The following is a 17,281-nucleotide window of genomic DNA, read 5'->3' as shown; positions in this document are numbered from 1 at the left end:
GTTTACCAAGGAGTTTTCCGTTTCGACTGCGCCGGAAGTGGGGCGAATTATAGACAGATATAAAACGCCGTCAACAGTTAATTTCAGGTTTATTCGGATTTAAGCGTAATACGCGCAAATGCCTTCTTGCCGGCCTGGCAAACGTGGGTCGCGCCCAGTTCGTATATAAAGGTGCGATCGACAACCTCACCATCTATACGTACACCGCCAGACCCCAGAAGGTCGCGCGCCACCGCCGAGTTCTTCACCAGGCCCGCCTTATTAAGGACGGCAGCGATCGGCATTGCCTCGCCAGCAGTCAATTCAATCTCAGGCAGATCATCCGGCAGCTCGCCATCCTTCATACGGTTACCCGCAGCACGGTGAGCACTGGCCGCAGCCTCTTCACCATGGAAGCGCGCAACAATCTCTTCAGCCAGCTTGATCTTCACATCCCGCGGGTTAGCCCCAGCTTCCACTTCAGCACGCAATGCATTGATCTCATCCATCGAGCGGAAACTCAACAGTTCGAAGTAACGCCACATCAGCGCATCCGGAATCGAAACCAGCTTGCCGTACATCACACCCGGCGCTTCCTGGATACCGACATAGTTACCCAGGGACTTGGACATCTTCTTGACGCCATCCAGCCCTTCCAGCAACGGCATCGTCAGAATGCACTGAGCCTCTTGCCCATACGCACGCTGCAGCTCACGCCCCATCAGCAGGTTGAATTTCTGATCAGTACCGCCCAGCTCGACATCGGCACGCAACGCCACCGAGTCATACCCTTGAACCAATGGGTACAGGAACTCATGGATAGCGATCGGCTGATTAGTGGAGTAGCGCTTATCGAAGTCATCGCGCTCGAGCATGCGAGCAACGGTGTACTGGGACGTAAGACGAATGAAATCCGCCGGCCCCATCTGATCCATCCAGGTGGAGTTGAAGGCCACCTCGGTCTTGGCCGGATCAAGAATCTTGAAGACCTGGGTCTTGTAGGTCTCGGCGTTATCGAGAACCTGCTCACGGGTCAGCGGCGGACGCGTAGCGCTCTTGCCGCTCGGATCACCGATCATCCCGGTGAAGTCACCTATAAGGAAGATTACCTGATGCCCCAGTTCCTGGAACTGGCGCAGCTTATTAATAAGCACCGTATGCCCAAGGTGCAGATCCGGCGCCGTCGGATCAAAGCCGGCCTTAATACGCAGGGGCTGGCCACGCTTGAGCTTTTCGATCAGCTCAGCTTCGACCAACAGTTCTTCCGCACCACGTTTGATCAGCGCTAGCTGCTCTTCAACCGACTTCATAACAGACCCGCAAGGCTCAGATTCAAAAGGGAACCAACCATACAAGATCAGGGACTAATTACAAGTTTTGCCCTGCGCACGGACACCGTTCAGCAAGCCCAGCGTTCGCAAGCTTGCACCACAGATGATTTGGTTATATTTTATACAGTTATTTCATCTTCATCATGTCATTCATCTTTTCCAATTCATCTTTTCAAAGTCAAAATTACTTATGACCACAGAACCGTCTAAAGCGCCGCCGCTTTACCCGAAGACCCACCTGCTCGCCGCAAGTGGGATCGCCGCCCTTCTGAGCCTGGCACTCCTGGTATTTCCTTCCAGCGACGTAGAAGCCAAACGAACGACCCTAAGCCTTGACCTTGAAAGTCCGGTTGAGCAACTGACACAAGATCAAGACGCTTCCGACGCACTTCAAGCCACAAATGGCGCAGCCGAATCGCCGTTTGCCCAGATCGAAAGCAGCGCCGAAGACACCAAGGAAACCGCGCAGGCCGAACCTGCGGTAGTAGAGGCACCCAAGAACCCGCTGCACCGGGAAGTCATTGTTGCCAAGGGCGACACCCTTTCGACCCTGTTCGAAAAGGTCGGCCTCCCCGCCGCGACGGTCAACGATGTACTGGCAAGCGACAAGCAGGCCAAGCAATTCACCCAACTCAAGCATGGCCAGAAGCTTGAATTCGAACTGGCGCCCGACGGCCAGTTGACCAACCTGCACAGCAACGTCAGCGACCTGGAAAGCATCACCCTGACCAAAGGCGCCAAGGGCTTTGCGTTCAACCGCATCACCACCAAGCCGGTCATGCGCTCCGCCTATGTACACGGCGTGATCAACAGCTCGCTGTCGCAGTCCGCCGCCCGCGCCGGCCTGTCCCACAGCATGACCATGGACATGGCCAGCGTGTTTGGCTACGACATCGACTTCGCCCAGGACATTCGCCAGGGTGACGAATTCGACGTGATCTACGAACAGAAGGTCGCCAACGGCAAGGTCGTCGGCACCGGCAACATCCTCTCTGCGCGATTTACCAACCGTGGCAAGACCTACACCGCCGTGCGCTACACCAACAAACAAGGCAACAGCAGCTACTACACCGCCGACGGCAACAGCATGCGCAAGGCGTTCATCCGTACCCCGGTTGACTTCGCCCGTATTAGCTCGCGTTTCTCGATGGGTCGCAAGCATCCAATTCTGAACAAAATTCGCGCTCACAAAGGCGTCGACTACGCCGCCCCGCGTGGCACGCCGATCAAGGCTGCCGGTGACGGCAAGGTCTTGCTGGCTGGTCGCCGTGGCGGCTACGGCAACACCGTGATCATCCAGCACGGGGCCACCTACCGCACGCTGTATGGCCACATGCAAGGTTTCGCCAAGGGCATCCAGACCGGCGGCAACGTCAAGCAGGGCCAGGTGATCGGTTACATCGGCACTACCGGGCTGTCCACCGGCCCGCACTTGCACTACGAGTTCCAGGTCAACGGCGTGCACGTCGACCCACTGGGCCAGAAGCTGCCAATGGCCGACCCGATCGCCAAGGCCGAGCGCGCTCGCTTCCTGCAGCAGAGCCAGCCATTGATGGCCCGCATGGACCAGGAGCGCTCGACTCTCCTGGCTTCGGCGAAGCGCTAAGCCATGTCGCTCTATATAGGTGTGATGTCCGGGACCAGCCTTGATGGCCTGGACATTGCGCTGATCAAGCAAGGCCCGGCGATCAAGCTGATCGCCACCCACTACATCCCCATGCCTGAATCCCTGCGTTCCGAGCTGCTTGGCCTGTGCGCCAGCGGCCCGGACGAGATTGCCCGTTCGGCGCTCGCGCAGCAGAACTGGGTGACGCTTGCCGCCCAAGGTATTCACGCCCTACTCGATCAGCAGAACCTCAAGCCCCAGGACATTCGAGCGATTGGCAGCCACGGCCAAACCATTCGTCACGAACCTGCACGGGGTTTTACCGTGCAGATCGGCAACCCGGCGCTGCTCACCGAATTGACGGGAATCACCGTCGTCAGTGATTTCCGTAGCCGCGATGTCGCCGCCGGAGGCCAAGGCGCCCCGCTGGTGCCTGCATTTCATGAGGCACTGTTTGGCGAGCGTACGGGCAACCGCGCCGTACTGAATGTGGGCGGCTTCAGCAACCTCAGCCTGATCGAGACCGGCAAACCGGTCGCGGGCTTCGACTGCGGCCCGGGGAATGTCCTGCTGGATGCCTGGATTCACCAGCAACGCGGCGAGAACTTCGACCGCGATGGCCAGTGGGCTGCCAGCGGGAAGGTTGAACCCCAGCTACTCAAGGCATTGCTCAGCGATCCGTTCTTTGTGACCAAAGGGCCAAAAAGCACCGGTCGCGAAGTCTTCAACCTGGGATGGCTTGAGCATCACCTGGGACGATTGCCGCCATTCGCAGCCCAGGACGTGCAAGCCACATTGCTCGAGCTGACTGCCCTGACCATCGTCGAATCCCTGCAAACCGCCCAACCACAGACCGAAACCCTGCTGGTCTGCGGCGGCGGCGCCCACAACGCAACCTTGATGAGCCGCCTGAGCGCCCTGCTGCCGGCGACCCAGGTCAGCAGCACCGCCACCTGCGGCGTAGACCCTGACTGGGTCGAAGCCATGGCGTTCGCCTGGCTGGCCCATTGCTGCCTGGAAGGCATCGCCGCCAACCGCCCCAGCGTCACCGGCGCCCGCGGCCTTCGTGTACTCGGCGCGATCTACCCCGCCTGAATCCCACACAGCAAAACGCCGCTTGGCCCTATCAAGGCCAAGCGGCGTTTTTATATCCGCTGTCGATCAGATCGAGAACGAAGACCCGCAACCACAAGTGGTGGTGGCATTCGGGTTCTTGATCACGAAGCGCGAACCTTCCAGACCTTCCTGATAGTCCACCTCGGCTCCTGCCAGGTACTGGAAGCTCATCGGATCGACAACCAGGCTGACGCCCTCGCGCTCAACGATGGTGTCGTCATCGGCCACGTCTTCATCGAAGGTAAAACCGTACTGAAACCCTGAACAACCGCCGCCCGTAACAAATACGCGCAGCTTCAAGCGATCATTACCCTCTTCATCGACCAGGCTCTTCACCTTGTGCGCAGCACCGTGGGTGAATTGCAAAGCCGTGGGGGTGAAGGATTCAACGCTCATGCTGATAATCTCCCGGCGTAGCGCCGCCATATGCGTGATGGCGGGCATTATCCGCTTCTCCTAGAAAAGCGGTCAACTATTGTTACGGTATATCAATCTGCGCAGCGGCCATTAAAAACACGAAAGGCCCGATCAACGGGCCTTTGCGCAACAGCAGAAAATTTACGGCAGCATGCCCGCGTGGGACAGGCCCAGCTTCTCATCCAGGCCAAACAGGATGTTCATGTTCTGCACAGCCTGGCCCGAAGCGCCCTTGACCAGGTTGTCGATGACCGACAATACCACCACCAGGTCACCATCCTGTGGACGATGCACTGCGATACGGCACACGTTGGCCCCGCGCACGCTGCGGGTCTCCGGGTGGCTGCCCGCCGGCATCACATCGACGAACGGCTCATTGGCATAGCGCTTTTCAAACAGCGCCTGCAGGTCTACCGAGCGATCAACGACCGTCGCATACAGTGTGGAGTGGATCCCGCGGATCATCGGTGTCAGGTGCGGCACAAACGTCAGGCCGACATCCTTGCCCGCAGCACGACGCAGCCCCTGGCGAATTTCCGGCAAGTGACGATGGCCTTTGACTGCATAGGCTTTCATGCTTTCCGACGTCTCGGAGTAAAGCGAACCTACAGCGGCCCCACGACCAGCACCACTGACGCCCGACTTGCAGTCAGCAATCAGCCGCGATGCATCCGCCAGCCCGGCTTCCAGCAATGGCAGGAAACCCAACTGCGTAGCGGTCGGATAGCAACCCGGCACAGCGATCAGGCGTGCTTGCTTGATCTGCTCACGATTGACTTCCGGCAGGCCGTACACCGCCTCTTCCAGCAACTGCGGTGCACCGTGAGGCTGGCCGTACCACTTGGCCCACTCATCGGCGTCCTGCAGGCGGAAGTCTGCCGACAAGTCGATCACCTTGGTACCGGCGGCCAGCAACTCGCCCGCCAGAGCATGGGCCACACCGTGAGGCGTGGCAAAGAACACCACATCACACGCGCCCAGGGTCTTGATATCCGGAACGCTGAACGCCAGGCCGTCATAGTGGCCTCGCAGGTTCGGGTACATATCGGCCACAGCCAGGCCGGCCTCGGATCGGGAAGTGATCACCACCACCTCAGCTTGCGGATGCTGAGCCAACAGACGCAGCAATTCGACACCGGTGTAACCCGTGCCGCCGACGATACCGACCTTGACCATAAACCTGCCCTCAACGAACCCACTGGAAAGCCGTCGATAATAGGGTTCGTATCGTCCTGCGACAACCTTCAACATGACGTGTAGACGCTAGAGCCACTACTATCTTCAGCTACCGTGAACCTGGGAATAACTAAAAATGCTTTATCTATGGGTCAAAGCCTTTCATATCGTCAGCATCGTCTGCTGGTTTGCCGCGCTGTTCTACCTTCCTCGCCTGTTCGTCTACCACGCCCAAAGCGAGGACACCATCAGCAAGGAACGCTTCAGCGTGATGGAGCGCAAGCTGTACCGCGGCATCATGGGCCCGGCGATGATCGCCAGCCTGGTGTTCGGCGGATGGCTGATCTACCTCAACCCGGCCATCTTTCAATCCGGCGGGTGGATCCACGCCAAGTTGACCCTGGTAGTACTGCTCATCGGCTACCACCATATGTGCGGCGCGCAGGTAAAACGTTTCGCCCGTGGCGAAAACACCCGCAGCCATGTCTTTTATCGCTGGTTCAATGAAGTGCCAGTTCTGATATTGCTGGCTATCGTAATTTTGGTCGTGGTCAAACCGTTCTAATCTCTATTACTCGGGGTACTTCCAATGTCGCTGCCCGCTTCGCTCGAACAAAATCTGCGCCTGCCCGTCGTGGCTGCGCCGATGTTTCTGATCTCCAACCCGCAACTGGTGCTGGCCTGCTGCCGCAACGGGATCGTCGGCAGCTTCCCTGCCCTCAATCAGCGGGAAAGCAGCGGCTTCAAGGCGTGGCTGGAAGAAATCGAAGCGGGCCTGGCGCTGCTGGATAACCCGGCGCCCTATGCGGTCAACCTGATCGTGCACAACAGTAACCCGCGGGTGGAAGCCGACCTGGCGATCTGCGTCGAGCACAAGGTGCCGATCGTCATCACCAGCCTGGGCGCGGTGAAAGAATTGGTAGACGCGGTGCATAGCTACGGCGGCCTGGTATTCCACGATGTCACCACCCGGCGCCACGCCGAAAAAGCCGCTGAAGCCGGCGTCGATGGCCTGATCGCCGTTGCGGCGGGCGCCGGTGGCCATGCCGGCACCTGGAGCCCGTTCTCGCTGATCGCAGAAATCCGTCAGTTCTTCGACAAAACCCTGCTGCTCGCCGGTTGCCTGAACCACGGCCACGAAATCCTCGCCGCGCAACTGCTCGGCGCCGACCTGGCCTATTTCGGCACGCGTTTTATCGGCACCACCGAAAGCCATGCCCCGGATGCCTATAAAGAGATGCTGCTCACATCGCGCGCCGCCGACATCGTGCACACTCCAGCCGTCTCCGGTGTTCCCGCAAGCTTCATGCGCCAGAGCCTGGAAAATGCCGGTTTCGACCTCGCCGCGCTGCAAGGCAAGGGTGAAGTCAATTTTGGCTCCAAGCTCAAGCCACTCAACGACGAAGCCAAAGCCTGGAAGACCGTGTGGTCCGCCGGCCAGGGCGTCGGAGAGATTGATGATTTGCCCAGCGTCGATGAACTCGTGGCCCGCCTGGATGCCGAATACCGCAAGGCGCTCGAGCATGCGGCACAATTGCCTGAACGCTGGCCACGCTGATCCGCGATTCAAAGCCTGCTGATCAAGGCAGGCCTCCCCATTCAAGTGACAAGGATGCCCGCATGAGCGACAACCGTTTCAAGATTGTGTTTGATGGCGCATTGCTCCCGGGTGTCGAAAGCACCACCGCCAAGCTGAACCTCGCCGAGTTGTTCAAAAGTGATGTCGACGCGATCGAAAAGCTTTTCACCGGCCGCCCGGTCGCGCTGAAACGCGACCTTTCCCGCGCCGATGCCGAGACCTATCTGCAAGCGCTGAAAAACGCCGGGGTGGATGCGCGGATAGAAGAAGAGCAGCCGGTCGCCTTCAGCCTTGCCGAAACCCATGAAACGGACTCCGGCAGCGCGACTGACTACACCCGCCCCGCCGCATCGCCTTACGCCCCGCCCCGGGCCGCGGTTGGCGAGAACCTGCCGGAGTTTTCCACCCTTAAGGTATTCACCGTCAACGGCCGGATCGGACGCCTGCGCTTCCTGGCGTGGACGCTGGTGCTGAGCGTGGTGATCCTCCTCGTCTCAAGCGTGTTCTTCACCGTCGGACTTGGTATCGCTGCGGTCTCTCCGACGATTGCCATGGTCATTGGCTTCCTGGTGGGGATTGCCATACTCGTGGCCGCTGTGTGGGTCAGCGTACAGATCACCGTGCAGCGCCTGCATGACCTGGGCTGGTCCGGCTGGCTGTGGTTCCTGCACCTGGTGCCCTTCGTTGGCAGCATCTTCCCGATCCTGCTGATGGTCCTCCCCGGTAACACGGGCGCAAACCAGTACGGCGCGCCACCACCGCGTAACTCCACTGCGGTGAAAATCCTCTCCGCATTGTGGCTCGCATTCATTCCGCTGGTATTTGCCGGCGCGGTGTTGGTTGGCATGAGCGGCTACCTGGATCAACTGGAAAGCGATGTAGGTGGCAGCTACGAAAGCAGCTCCATCAACTCCGATGACGACAGCGACCAGGCCACCACCGTCGATGAAGTCGATGTGCAAAGTGCTGACGACACAGCCGAACCTGTAGACTCTACGCAACAGTGAAAAACGCCCGACGCCTGTGACGCCTCTGTCACAGGCCCGGTAGCGTTGCGATGGAGAAACGCATGACCCGTTACGCTCTGATCACCGGTGCCTCCAGCGGCATCGGCCTGGCCTTGGCCGAAGCACTGGCCCGTCGCGGCCGCAGCTTGATTCTGGTGGCCCGCCAGCGTGATCAGTTGGAAAGCATTGCAATCGAATTGACTCAGCGCTTCGGCGTCGAGGTGCTGTTCCGTGCCTGTGACCTGGGCGAGCCCCTGCGGCTCTCCGGGTTCCTGCTGGAACTGGAAGAAGGCGAGCGGCAGATCGACCTGCTGGTCAACTGCGCCGGCATCGGTACCAGCGGCCCGTTCCTGGCGCAGGACTGGATGACCGAGCAGGACCTGATGGAGGTCAACATCCTCGCCCTGACCCGCATGTGCCACGCCCTCGGCAACGCCATGGCCCTGCACGGCGGCGGGCAGATTCTCAACGTCGCGTCGGTTGCCGCGTTCCAACCCGGCCCATGGATGAGCACTTACTACGCCAGCAAGGCCTACGTGCTGCACTTTTCCGAAGGCTTGCGCGAGGAACTGAAGACCTGCGGCATCAAGGTTTCCGTCCTTTGCCCCGGCCCGACCCGCACCGCATTCTTCGGCACCGCCCAAATGGACACCGCCAAGCTGGATCGCAGCCAACAGTTGATGAGCCCGGAAGAAGTCGCGCTCTACACCGTGCGTGCGCTGGCCAGGAACAAAGCCATCATCATTCCCGGCCGGCGTAATCGCTGGCTGGCGTTCAGCCCGCGCCTGAGCCCGCGCTGGCTGACCCGCAAGATTGCCGGCGCGATCAACAAGGCCTATTGCCCGCGCTGATCGCCTGAGTACACTCACCCTGCACTTTCACAATGGAGAAACAGCTGTGGATACTCTGTTCACCAAGATCATCAACAGAGAAATACCCGCGAAGATCATCTACGAGGATGACCAGGTCCTGGCCTTCCACGACATCGCGCCAATGGCACCCGTGCATTTCCTGGTGATTCCGAAAAAGCCGATCCGCACCCTCAACGACCTCACCGAGGAAGACAAGGCGCTGGCCGGGCATATCCTGTTCACCGCCCAGCGCCTGGCGGTTGAGCAAGGCTGTGAGAAGGGCTTCCGTGTGGTGATGAACTGCAACGAAGATGGCGGACAGACCGTTTATCACATCCACATGCATGTTCTGGGTCAACGCCAGATGAACTGGCCGCCGGGCTGAGCACTACCTGTGGCGAGGCAGCTTGCTGTGGCGAGGGAGCTTGCTCCCGCTGGGCTGCGTAGCAGCCCCAAAAACGAGAGCGCTGCGTACTCCAGCGCGAGCAAGCTCCCTCGCCACACAAGCAATTTGACCCAGCGCAAACGCTTCCCCCTCTCTTGCGGTAAACTGGCCGCCGAGATTCTTCCCGGAGGTCAGCATGACTACCCAACGTCACTACTCGCCGATTGATCGTCTGTTGCTGCAAGCCGATACGGCCATGCGCACGCTGCTGCCATTCAGCGGCCAACCGCACCGCCCGTCGCCCGCCATCGTGCGGCCCGAAGCGCAGATGAGCGAGACCGACACCCGCCACGTCGCCGGCCTGATGCGTATCAACCATACCGGTGAGGTCTGTGCCCAGGCGCTGTACCAGGGCCAGGCCCTGACCGCCAAGCTGCCGCAAGTGCGCGCTGCGATGGAACATGCCGCCGAAGAAGAAATCGATCACCTGGCCTGGTGCGAACAACGCATTCGCCAGTTGAACAGCCATCCGAGCGTGCTGAACCCGCTGTTCTACGGCTTATCGTTTGGCATTGGTGCGGTGGCCGGGCTGATCAGCGACAAAGTCAGCCTGGGTTTTGTGGCCGCCACCGAGCATCAGGTGTGCAAACACCTCAATGAACACCTCGAGCAACTGCCGGCTGAAGACGAAAAGTCCCGGGCGATTCTTGAGCAGATGCGCATTGATGAAGAACATCACGCCGAAAGCGCGCTGGACGCGGGCGGCTTCCGCTTCCCGGCACCGGTGAAATTTGGCATGAGCCTGCTGGCCAAGGTCATGACCAAAAGCACGTACCGCATCTAGTTTCAGCAGAAAACAAAAAAGGGCGCTATCAAGCGCCCTTTCTTTTTGCCTGCCGATTGAAGAATCAGCCCAACTCAATGATCTCGTAATCATGAGTGATGGCAACGCCCGCAGCGCCCAGCATGATCGAGGCCGAGCAGTACTTCTCCGCCGACAACTCGATGGCCCGCTTGACCTGGGCTTCTTTCAACGCCCGGCCCTTGACGACAAAGTGCATGTGGATCCTGGTAAACACCTTCGGGTCTTCGGTGGCACGCTCGGCTTCCAGGAATGCTTCGCAGCTTTCCACCGCCTGGCGGGACTTCTTCAGGATGCTCACCACATCGAAATTGCTGCAACCGCCTACACCGAGCAGGAGCATTTCCATCGGGCGTACGCCCAGGTTGCGGCCACCGGCCTCCGGCGGGCCGTCCATGACCACCACGTGGCCACTGCCCGACTCACCGAGGAACATGGCTTCGCCCGCCCATTGGATGCGTGCCTTCATCGCCCAGACTCCACTGCTAAAAAAGGGTCGCCAGCTTAGCACAGCACTTTGGGCCGGCAGCGTTTCCCATGAAAGCGATCAACAGCAGGGTTTGCTGGGTAAATTCCCTAATGAAGTCAGAATGTGTCTGTTAAGCTGGCGCCAAATCAATGGCGCATTGCCATCCTTTGGATGATGTAGCTTAGCCGTTGATCGCGCTGGATAAAAAAACAAGCTCACCAACACCGTGCAGTCTTTTCGGGATACAACCATGGTTGCTATTACTCCCACACCCAAAATCAAGAACCTCGACAAACTGCTGATGCATTGTCAGCGCCGGCGTCATCCGGCCAAGCACAACATCATCTGCGCGGGCGAGCGCTCGGAATCCCTGTTCTTCATTATCAAAGGCTCGGTCACCATCCTGATCGAGGATGACGATGGTCGCGAAATGATCATCGCCTACCTCAATACCGGTGATTTCTTCGGTGAACTCGGGCTTTTCGAACAAGCCGGCAAGGAACAGCAACGCAGTGCCTGGGTGCGGGCCAAGGTCGAATGCGAAGTCGCCGAGATCAGCTATACGAAATTTCGCGAACTGGCCCAGCAGGATCCCGACATTCTGTACGCCCTGAGCGGCCAGATCGCACAGCGCCTGAGAGACACCACGCGCAAAGTCGGCGACCTGGCGTTCTTCGACGTCACCGGCCGGGTTGCCCGCTGCCTGCTGGAGTTGTGCAAGCAACCGGACGCCATGACCCATCCCGACGGGATGCAGATCAAGATCACCCGCCAGGAAATCGGGCGGATCGTCGGTTGCTCAAGGGAAATGGTTGGCCGTGTGCTCAAGGACCTGGAGGAACGCAACCTGGTGCATGTCAAAGGCAAGACCATGGTGGTCTTCGGTACGCGTTAAACCGGCAGGAAACTCGCAAGCATCTGACGGTACAACGTATCAAGCCGGGCAATCGCATCTGGCGCCGCAAAGGCTTCGTGCAGGGCGATGTGGCTTTCGGCGCGCACCCGTTGTTCCAGGCCGCACGCTTCATTGAAGCGATTGACCGCGGCGATCAATTCGACGCGATCGTCATCCAGCAGCAACGCACCATGCACCAACCCCACCGGGCGCCCGCCACTCTGGCGCCAGCGCTGGGCGGTACCGACCATTTTGCGACCATCAAGGTTGACGTTGTAGCGACCGTCGCAAAACGCACCGTCGATCTCGCCCACCGACGCGTTGCCACCCAACTCGATCAGCAGGTCGCAAATCGGCTGGCACAGACGCTGGTAGCCGGTTTCGATACGGCCCTGGTCACCTTCACTGCGTGGTGGCGCGTAGACCAACGCAATATTGACCGTGGCTGCCGACTGTGGAACCGGCTCACCGCCTGTTTCCCGCAGCAGCACCGGCCAACCGGCGTCTGCCGACACCTGGCTGGCGGTCTCGAATGCCGGAAGGCGGCTCAAACGACGAGGCATCACCAACGCTTGATCGCTGGGCTGCCAGAACAGCAGGCCGAACGGTTGCTCGCCGGCACAGACCGCGGCGAGCAAATCCTGCTCGGCCTTAAGGCCTGCCTCGACCGTCATCGCCACCGGCTGGGTCATCATCAATCCAGGGTCGAGCCACTGACGGCAACGCCACGCTCCGGGAAGAACAGGCGCTGCAATTCAGCCCCCGGGTTCTCGGCACGCATGAAGGTTTCGCCGACGAGGAACGAGTACACGCCGCTGATTTCCATCAGTTCCACATCGGCGCGATTGACGATGCCGCTTTCGGTGATCACCAACCGGTCGCGCGGGATGCGCGGCAACAGGTCGAGGGTGTTTTCCAGGCTGACTTCGAAGGTGTGCAGGTTGCGGTTGTTGACGCCCACCAACGGTGTGTCGAGGGTTTTCAACGCGCGTTCCAGTTCATCACCGTCGTGCACTTCCGCCAGCACGTCGAGGCCGACGCTCTTGGCCACGGCCGCCAGTTCAGCCATTTTCACGTCATCCAGTGCGGAGACGATCAACAGCACGCAATCGGCGCCCAAGGCACGGGCTTCGACGATCTGGTAAGGGTCGACCATGAAGTCCTTGCGGATCACCGGCAGCGAACACGCCGCACGCGCTTGCTGCAGGTACAGGTCGGCACCCTGGAAATAGTCGATATCGGTCAACACCGAGAGGCACGTCGCGCCGCCCTTCTCGTAGCTTTTGGCGATGTCTTCAGGGATGAAGATCTCGCGAATCACGCCCTTGCTCGGCGAAGCCTTCTTGATTTCAGCGATAACGGCCGGCTGTTTTTCCTTGGCCTGCTTGATCAGCGCATTGGCGAACCCACGCGGTGCATCAGCGGTTTTCGCCAGGCCTTCCAGCTCAGCCAGGCTGACCCGGGCACGACGCTCGGCGACTTCTTCTGCCTTGCGGGCCAGGATTTTTTCCAGAACGGTCGGAACACTCATCCTTCATTCTCCACTTTGAACACCGCAGTAAACGCACCCAGTTCTTCGAGCTTTTCGCGCGCCAGCCCGGTATGCAATGCATCATGAGCGAGGGCAACACCCTCTTTAAGACTGTAGGCGTGATCCGCGGCGTACAGCGCCGCACCGGCGTTGAGCACAATCATTTCTGCGGCTTTCTGGCCGTTTTCGGTCTTGCGGCGTCCCAGGGCATCGCGAATCAGTTCAAGGGAGGCGGCCGGGCTTTCTACCGCCAGGCCGTGCAGGCTCTGGCTTTTCATGCCGAGGTCTTCTGGCTCGACCCAATACTCGGTGACCTGGTCGTTCTTCAGCTCCGCCACGAAGGTCGGTGCTGCCAGGCTGAACTCGTCGAGGCCATCCTTGGAATGCACCACCAGCACGTGCTTGCTGCCCAGGCGCTGCAGGACTTCAGCCAATGGCCGGCACAGCGCCTGGCTGAACACGCCCACTACCTGATGCTTCACACCGGCCGGATTCGTAAGCGGGCCGAGCATGTTGAACAGGGTACGCAAGCCCAAGTCCTTGCGCGGGCCGGCGGCGTGTTTCATCGCGCCGTGATGGGACTGGGCAAACATGAAGCCGATGCCGACATGATCGATGCAGCGCGCCACTTGTACCGGGGTCAGGTTCAGGTAGATGCCTGCAGCTTCCAGCAAATCGGCGCTGCCGCTTTTACCCGACACCGCGCGGTTACCGTGCTTGGCCACGGTGCAGCCGGCAGCGGCCACCACAAAGGAAGAAGCCGTCGACACGTTGAAAATGTTCGCACCGTCGCCGCCGGTGCCGACCACGTCGACCACGCCGTCGAGGGTCTTGAGTTCAACCTTGTCGGCCAGCTCACGCATGACCGACACAGCGCCGACGATTTCGTCGATGCTCTCGCTCTTCATGCGCATGGCCATCATGAACGCGCCGATCTGCGCGTCGGTGCATTGACCGGTCATGATCTCGCGCATCACATCGCTCATTTCAGCGGTGCTCAGGTCCAGATGGCCGACGATACGGCTCAGGGCAGTCTTGATATCCATGAAAAGTCCTTAGCGCGTGCCGCCGCTCTGCTTGAGAAAGTTAGCGAACAGCTCGAAGCCCTGCTCGGTCAAAATCGATTCCGGGTGAAATTGCACCCCTTCGACGTTCAGTGTCTTGTGACGCAGGCCCATGATCTCGTCGACCGAGCCGTCTTCCAGCTGGGTCCAGGCCGTCAGCTCAAGGCACTCGGGCAGGGTTTCACGCTTGACCACCAGCGAGTGGTAGCGGGTTACCGTTACCGGCAGGTTCAAACCCTGGAATACGCCCTGGTCCTTGTGAAATACCGGGCTGGTCTTGCCGTGCATTACCTGGCGGGCGCGGACGACGTCGCCACCGAAGGCCTGGCCGATGGACTGATGGCCCAGGCACACGCCCAGGATCGGCAGCTTGCCGGCAAAGTATTGGATGGCTTCGAGGGAGATGCCCGCTTCGGTCGGCGTGCACGGGCCTGGGGAGACGACGATGCGTTCAGGGTTCAACGCGGCGATCTGGGCCACGGTCAATTCGTCGTTGCGCACCACCTTGACCTCGGCGCCGAGCTCGCCCAGGTACTGCACAACGTTGTAGGTAAAGGAGTCGTAGTTATCAATCATCAGCAACATGTGGGTTAAAACCTCTTGAATTCACTGACTTCTAATGACGGCCTTCCAAGGGAGTGACCCGCTGCCAGACGCACTTTCCGGTTGCCGGGGTTGGCCGGCAAGGGGCGTTTAACAGAGGGTGAAGAAGGCAAATCGGTACAGGTCCGGCGGGGCCGGTAGAGAAAAGTTAGGCGCGCCAACGCCAACGGGCGTGTGCCTTGACTACTCGCATCAAGAGTTTGCTGATGATCAACACGGAGAGGGTCTCATTCATACGTTCAGGCACAGTAACGTAGCCTCGCCAACGGTGCAATATCGAGCCGCAAATACGGGGGAAACTGCCCGACTGATAATTGGCGTCAAACTTTTCAGAACCCTTCCAAGGGCGCTACAGTCACAGTGCTGACAAAAAAACAAAATCATGGACGGACTCATGACCAAGATGCCCTATTTCACCCCCATCGTCGGCTGCCTCTTGGCGCTGGCATGCTCGCAAGCCTTCGCCGCGCCCTCGCCTTATTCGACGATGGTCGTTTTCGGTGACAGCCTGGCCGACGCCGGTACATTTGCCGACCCTGGCGCACCGGGCTCAACCTATCGCTTCACCAACCGCACCGGCCCGCAATACTTCGACGGCAGCGGCGAAAGCACATCGCTGATCTCCTCGACGTTATTGGGCGGCAAGCTGGGGGTTGCCCCGGGCGACCTGAATGCCTCGACCTCGCCGGAGCGCGCCGCGCTGGGCCAGCCAGACGGCAATAACTGGGCCGTCGGCGGCTACACCACCCAACAGATCTACGATGCCATCACCGGTAACTCCACCGTCACCGACAGCGACACCGGGCAGGTATTGCGTACACGTCCCGGATACCTGGCATCAACGGGGGGCCGAGCCGACCCCAACGCGTTGTACTTTCTCTCCGGCGGCGGCAATGACTTCCTCGACGGCCTGGTCCTCAGCCCCGACCAGGCCTCGGCCGCAGCCGGGCGCCTGGCCGACAGCGCCCAGGCGCTGCAACAGGCTGGCGCCCGTTATGTAATGGTATGGATGCTGCCGGACCTGGGCCTGACACCTGCCGTCAATGGCACCCCGCTCCAAGGGGCCGTCAGCACCCTGGCCGGCGCGTTCAACCAGACCCTGGTACAGCGCCTGTCGCAAATCGATGCGCAGATCATCCCGCTGAACATTCCGTTGCTGCTCAAGGAAACCTTTGCCGATCCCGGGCGTTTTGGTTTTGCCACCGACCAGAACCTCAACCAGACGTGCTTCAGCGGCACCACCTGCAGGAATCCGGTGTATGGCGTCGGCGGCACCAATCCGGACCCGACCAAGCTGATTTACAACGACACCGTGCACCCGACCGAGGCCGGCCAGGCACTGATCGCCGACTACGCGTATTCGCTGCTGGCAGCCCCCTGGGAAATCACCCTGCTTCCGGAAATGGCCCAAGGCACCTTGCGCGCCCATCAGGATTCATTGCGCAACCAATGGCAAGCCGACTCCCGTAGCTGGCAGGCCGTGGGCCAATGGCGGGCGATCGTCGACGCTGGCGGCCAGCACCTGGACTTCGATGATCAGAACAGCTCGGCCAGCGGTGACGGCAGCGGCTATAACCTGAACATCGGTGGCAGCTACAGGCTCAATGACGAGTGGCGCGTGGGTGTGGCAGCAGGCTTCTATCGCCAGAGTCTTGAGGCTGGCGCCAGCGATTCGGACTACAAGCTCAACAGCTACCTGGGCACCGCGTTCGCCCAGTATCAGGAAGATCACTGGTGGGCCGACGCCGCATTGACCGGCGGCAAACTGGACTTCGACAACCTCAAGCGCAAGTTCGCCCTGGGCATCAGCGAAGGCACCGAGAAAGGCGACACCGACGGCTGGCTATGGGCATTGAGCGCACGGGTTGGGTATGACATCGCCGAGCCAAACAGCGAATGGCACTTCTCACCCTTTATCAGCGCTGACTATTCGCGGGTCGAGGTGAATGGTTACTCGGAGAAAGATGCCCGGTCCACCGCGCTGACCTTTGATGACCAACAGCGCGACTCCAAGCGCCTGGGAATCGGATTACAAGCCAACTACCGCTTCACCCCGCAAACCCTGGTGTTTGGCGAAGTGGCCCACGAGCACGAGTTTGAAAACGATACGCAGCGAGTGGGCATGTCCCTCAACAGCGTGCCGGGGATTGATTTCAAACTGGACGGCTACACGCCACGCAGCAATTCGGATCGCTTGAACCTGGGGATTACCCACAAGGTGACCAAGGACCTGGCGTTGAACGCGGCCTATAACGTGAGAAAGGATGACAACTTTACCCAGCAAGGGCTGAGTGTCGGGGTGAGTCTGGATTTCTGACTCGGACTTGAAACTGACAAATACCAAATGTGGGAGCGGGCTTGCTCGCGAAAGCGGTGCGACAGTCACCTTATATATCGACTGATACACCGC

The 17,281-nt window shown here is 59.9% G+C and carries 18 protein-coding genes; 10 read left to right on the top strand and 8 right to left on the bottom strand.

Annotation, left to right across the window (positions count from 1 at the left end; translation table 11 throughout):
- Positions 1–89: 89 nt before the first annotated feature.
- Positions 90–1,289 (bottom strand): tyrosine--tRNA ligase, encoded by a 1,200-nt coding sequence (gene tyrS / locus ACW9I6_RS21480; protein ID WP_003210928.1) that lies wholly within the window; start codon positions 1,287–1,289, stop codon positions 90–92.
- 211 nt (positions 1,290–1,500) lie between these two features.
- Here tyrS and ACW9I6_RS21475 point away from each other — a divergent pair, with 211 nt between their 5' ends.
- Positions 1,501–2,916 carry a peptidoglycan DD-metalloendopeptidase family protein gene (locus ACW9I6_RS21475; protein ID WP_003210931.1) on the top strand — a complete coding sequence of 472 codons (1,416 nt, stop codon included), beginning with the start codon at positions 1,501–1,503 and terminating at the stop codon, positions 2,914–2,916.
- Positions 2,917–2,919: 3 nt separating this feature from the next.
- Entirely contained in the window at positions 2,920–4,011 is a 1,092-nt protein-coding gene (locus ACW9I6_RS21470; protein WP_457339793.1) for an anhydro-N-acetylmuramic acid kinase, read from the top strand.
- 66 nt (positions 4,012–4,077) lie between these two features.
- Here the strand turns inward: ACW9I6_RS21470 and erpA are convergent, their stop codons facing one another.
- Positions 4,078–4,428, bottom strand: coding sequence for an iron-sulfur cluster insertion protein ErpA (gene erpA / locus ACW9I6_RS21465; protein WP_003176443.1), 351 nt, complete (start codon positions 4,426–4,428; stop codon positions 4,078–4,080).
- 162 nt (positions 4,429–4,590) lie between these two features.
- Positions 4,591–5,625 carry an N-acetyl-gamma-glutamyl-phosphate reductase gene (argC, locus tag ACW9I6_RS21460; protein ID WP_003210935.1) on the bottom strand — a complete coding sequence of 345 codons (1,035 nt, stop codon included), beginning with the start codon at positions 5,623–5,625 and terminating at the stop codon, positions 4,591–4,593.
- A 136-nt stretch (positions 5,626–5,761) separates the two neighbouring features.
- Here argC and hemJ point away from each other — a divergent pair, with 136 nt between their 5' ends.
- From hemJ to coq7, 6 genes are all read left to right on the top strand, one after another.
- Positions 5,762–6,190, top strand: a complete 429-nt coding sequence (gene hemJ / locus ACW9I6_RS21455) for a protoporphyrinogen oxidase HemJ (protein ID WP_003210937.1) — start codon at positions 5,762–5,764, stop codon at positions 6,188–6,190.
- 24 nt (positions 6,191–6,214) lie between these two features.
- A complete protein-coding gene (locus ACW9I6_RS21450; protein ID WP_008434459.1) occupies positions 6,215–7,183 on the top strand; it encodes an NAD(P)H-dependent flavin oxidoreductase in 969 nt (322 codons plus the stop codon).
- Between the two features lie 62 nt (positions 7,184–7,245).
- Positions 7,246–8,211: a DUF805 domain-containing protein gene (locus ACW9I6_RS21445; protein WP_003210940.1), complete on the top strand. Its 966-nt coding sequence runs from the start codon at positions 7,246–7,248 to the stop codon at positions 8,209–8,211.
- 62 nt (positions 8,212–8,273) lie between these two features.
- Positions 8,274–9,062, top strand: coding sequence for an SDR family NAD(P)-dependent oxidoreductase (locus ACW9I6_RS21440; protein WP_003210941.1), 789 nt, complete (start codon positions 8,274–8,276; stop codon positions 9,060–9,062).
- A gap of 46 nt (positions 9,063–9,108) precedes the next feature.
- Positions 9,109–9,447, top strand: a complete 339-nt coding sequence (locus tag ACW9I6_RS21435; protein WP_003210943.1) for a histidine triad nucleotide-binding protein — start codon at positions 9,109–9,111, stop codon at positions 9,445–9,447.
- A gap of 196 nt (positions 9,448–9,643) precedes the next feature.
- Positions 9,644–10,291, top strand: a complete 648-nt coding sequence (coq7, locus tag ACW9I6_RS21430; protein ID WP_003210945.1) for a 2-polyprenyl-3-methyl-6-methoxy-1,4-benzoquinone monooxygenase — start codon at positions 9,644–9,646, stop codon at positions 10,289–10,291.
- 64 nt (positions 10,292–10,355) lie between these two features.
- On the opposite strand, the gene ACW9I6_RS21425 is transcribed toward coq7, so the two are convergent.
- Positions 10,356–10,778: an OsmC family protein gene (locus tag ACW9I6_RS21425; protein WP_003210947.1), complete on the bottom strand. Its 423-nt coding sequence runs from the start codon at positions 10,776–10,778 to the stop codon at positions 10,356–10,358.
- Positions 10,779–11,028: 250 nt separating this feature from the next.
- Between ACW9I6_RS21425 and crp the strand changes: the two genes are divergently transcribed.
- Positions 11,029–11,673 (top strand): cAMP-activated global transcriptional regulator CRP, encoded by a 645-nt coding sequence (gene crp / locus ACW9I6_RS21420; RefSeq protein ID WP_003210949.1) that lies wholly within the window; start codon positions 11,029–11,031, stop codon positions 11,671–11,673.
- Here the strand turns inward: crp and ACW9I6_RS21415 are convergent.
- From ACW9I6_RS21415 to ACW9I6_RS21400, 4 genes are read right to left on the bottom strand one after another with little or no spacing between them, the layout of a single operon-like run.
- The gene (locus ACW9I6_RS21415; RefSeq protein ID WP_093204494.1) at positions 11,670–12,365 is read right to left on the bottom strand and encodes a lipoate--protein ligase family protein; all 696 of its coding nucleotides are present in this window, start codon (positions 12,363–12,365) and stop codon (positions 11,670–11,672) included. The genes crp and ACW9I6_RS21415 overlap by 4 nt on opposite strands.
- A gap of 2 nt (positions 12,366–12,367) precedes the next feature.
- Positions 12,368–13,204, bottom strand: coding sequence for an indole-3-glycerol phosphate synthase TrpC (gene trpC / locus ACW9I6_RS21410; protein ID WP_457339792.1), 837 nt, complete (start codon positions 13,202–13,204; stop codon positions 12,368–12,370).
- Complete coding sequence (gene trpD / locus ACW9I6_RS21405) at positions 13,201–14,250, bottom strand: anthranilate phosphoribosyltransferase (RefSeq protein WP_003210955.1); 1,050 nt, start codon at positions 14,248–14,250, stop codon at positions 13,201–13,203. Before trpD ends, trpC begins: the two co-directional genes overlap by 4 nt.
- A gap of 9 nt (positions 14,251–14,259) precedes the next feature.
- Complete coding sequence (locus ACW9I6_RS21400) at positions 14,260–14,853, bottom strand: aminodeoxychorismate/anthranilate synthase component II (RefSeq protein WP_003210957.1); 594 nt, start codon at positions 14,851–14,853, stop codon at positions 14,260–14,262.
- A gap of 412 nt (positions 14,854–15,265) precedes the next feature.
- Here ACW9I6_RS21400 and estP point away from each other — a divergent pair, with 412 nt between their 5' ends.
- Positions 15,266–17,188, top strand: coding sequence for an esterase EstP (gene estP / locus ACW9I6_RS21395; protein WP_003210959.1), 1,923 nt, complete (start codon positions 15,266–15,268; stop codon positions 17,186–17,188).
- Positions 17,189–17,281 lie beyond the last annotated feature (93 nt).

It is taken from the genome of Pseudomonas sp. SDO5522_S412 (genome assembly GCF_054071215.1).
This window is presented reverse-complemented; position numbering and strand designations above follow the sequence as displayed.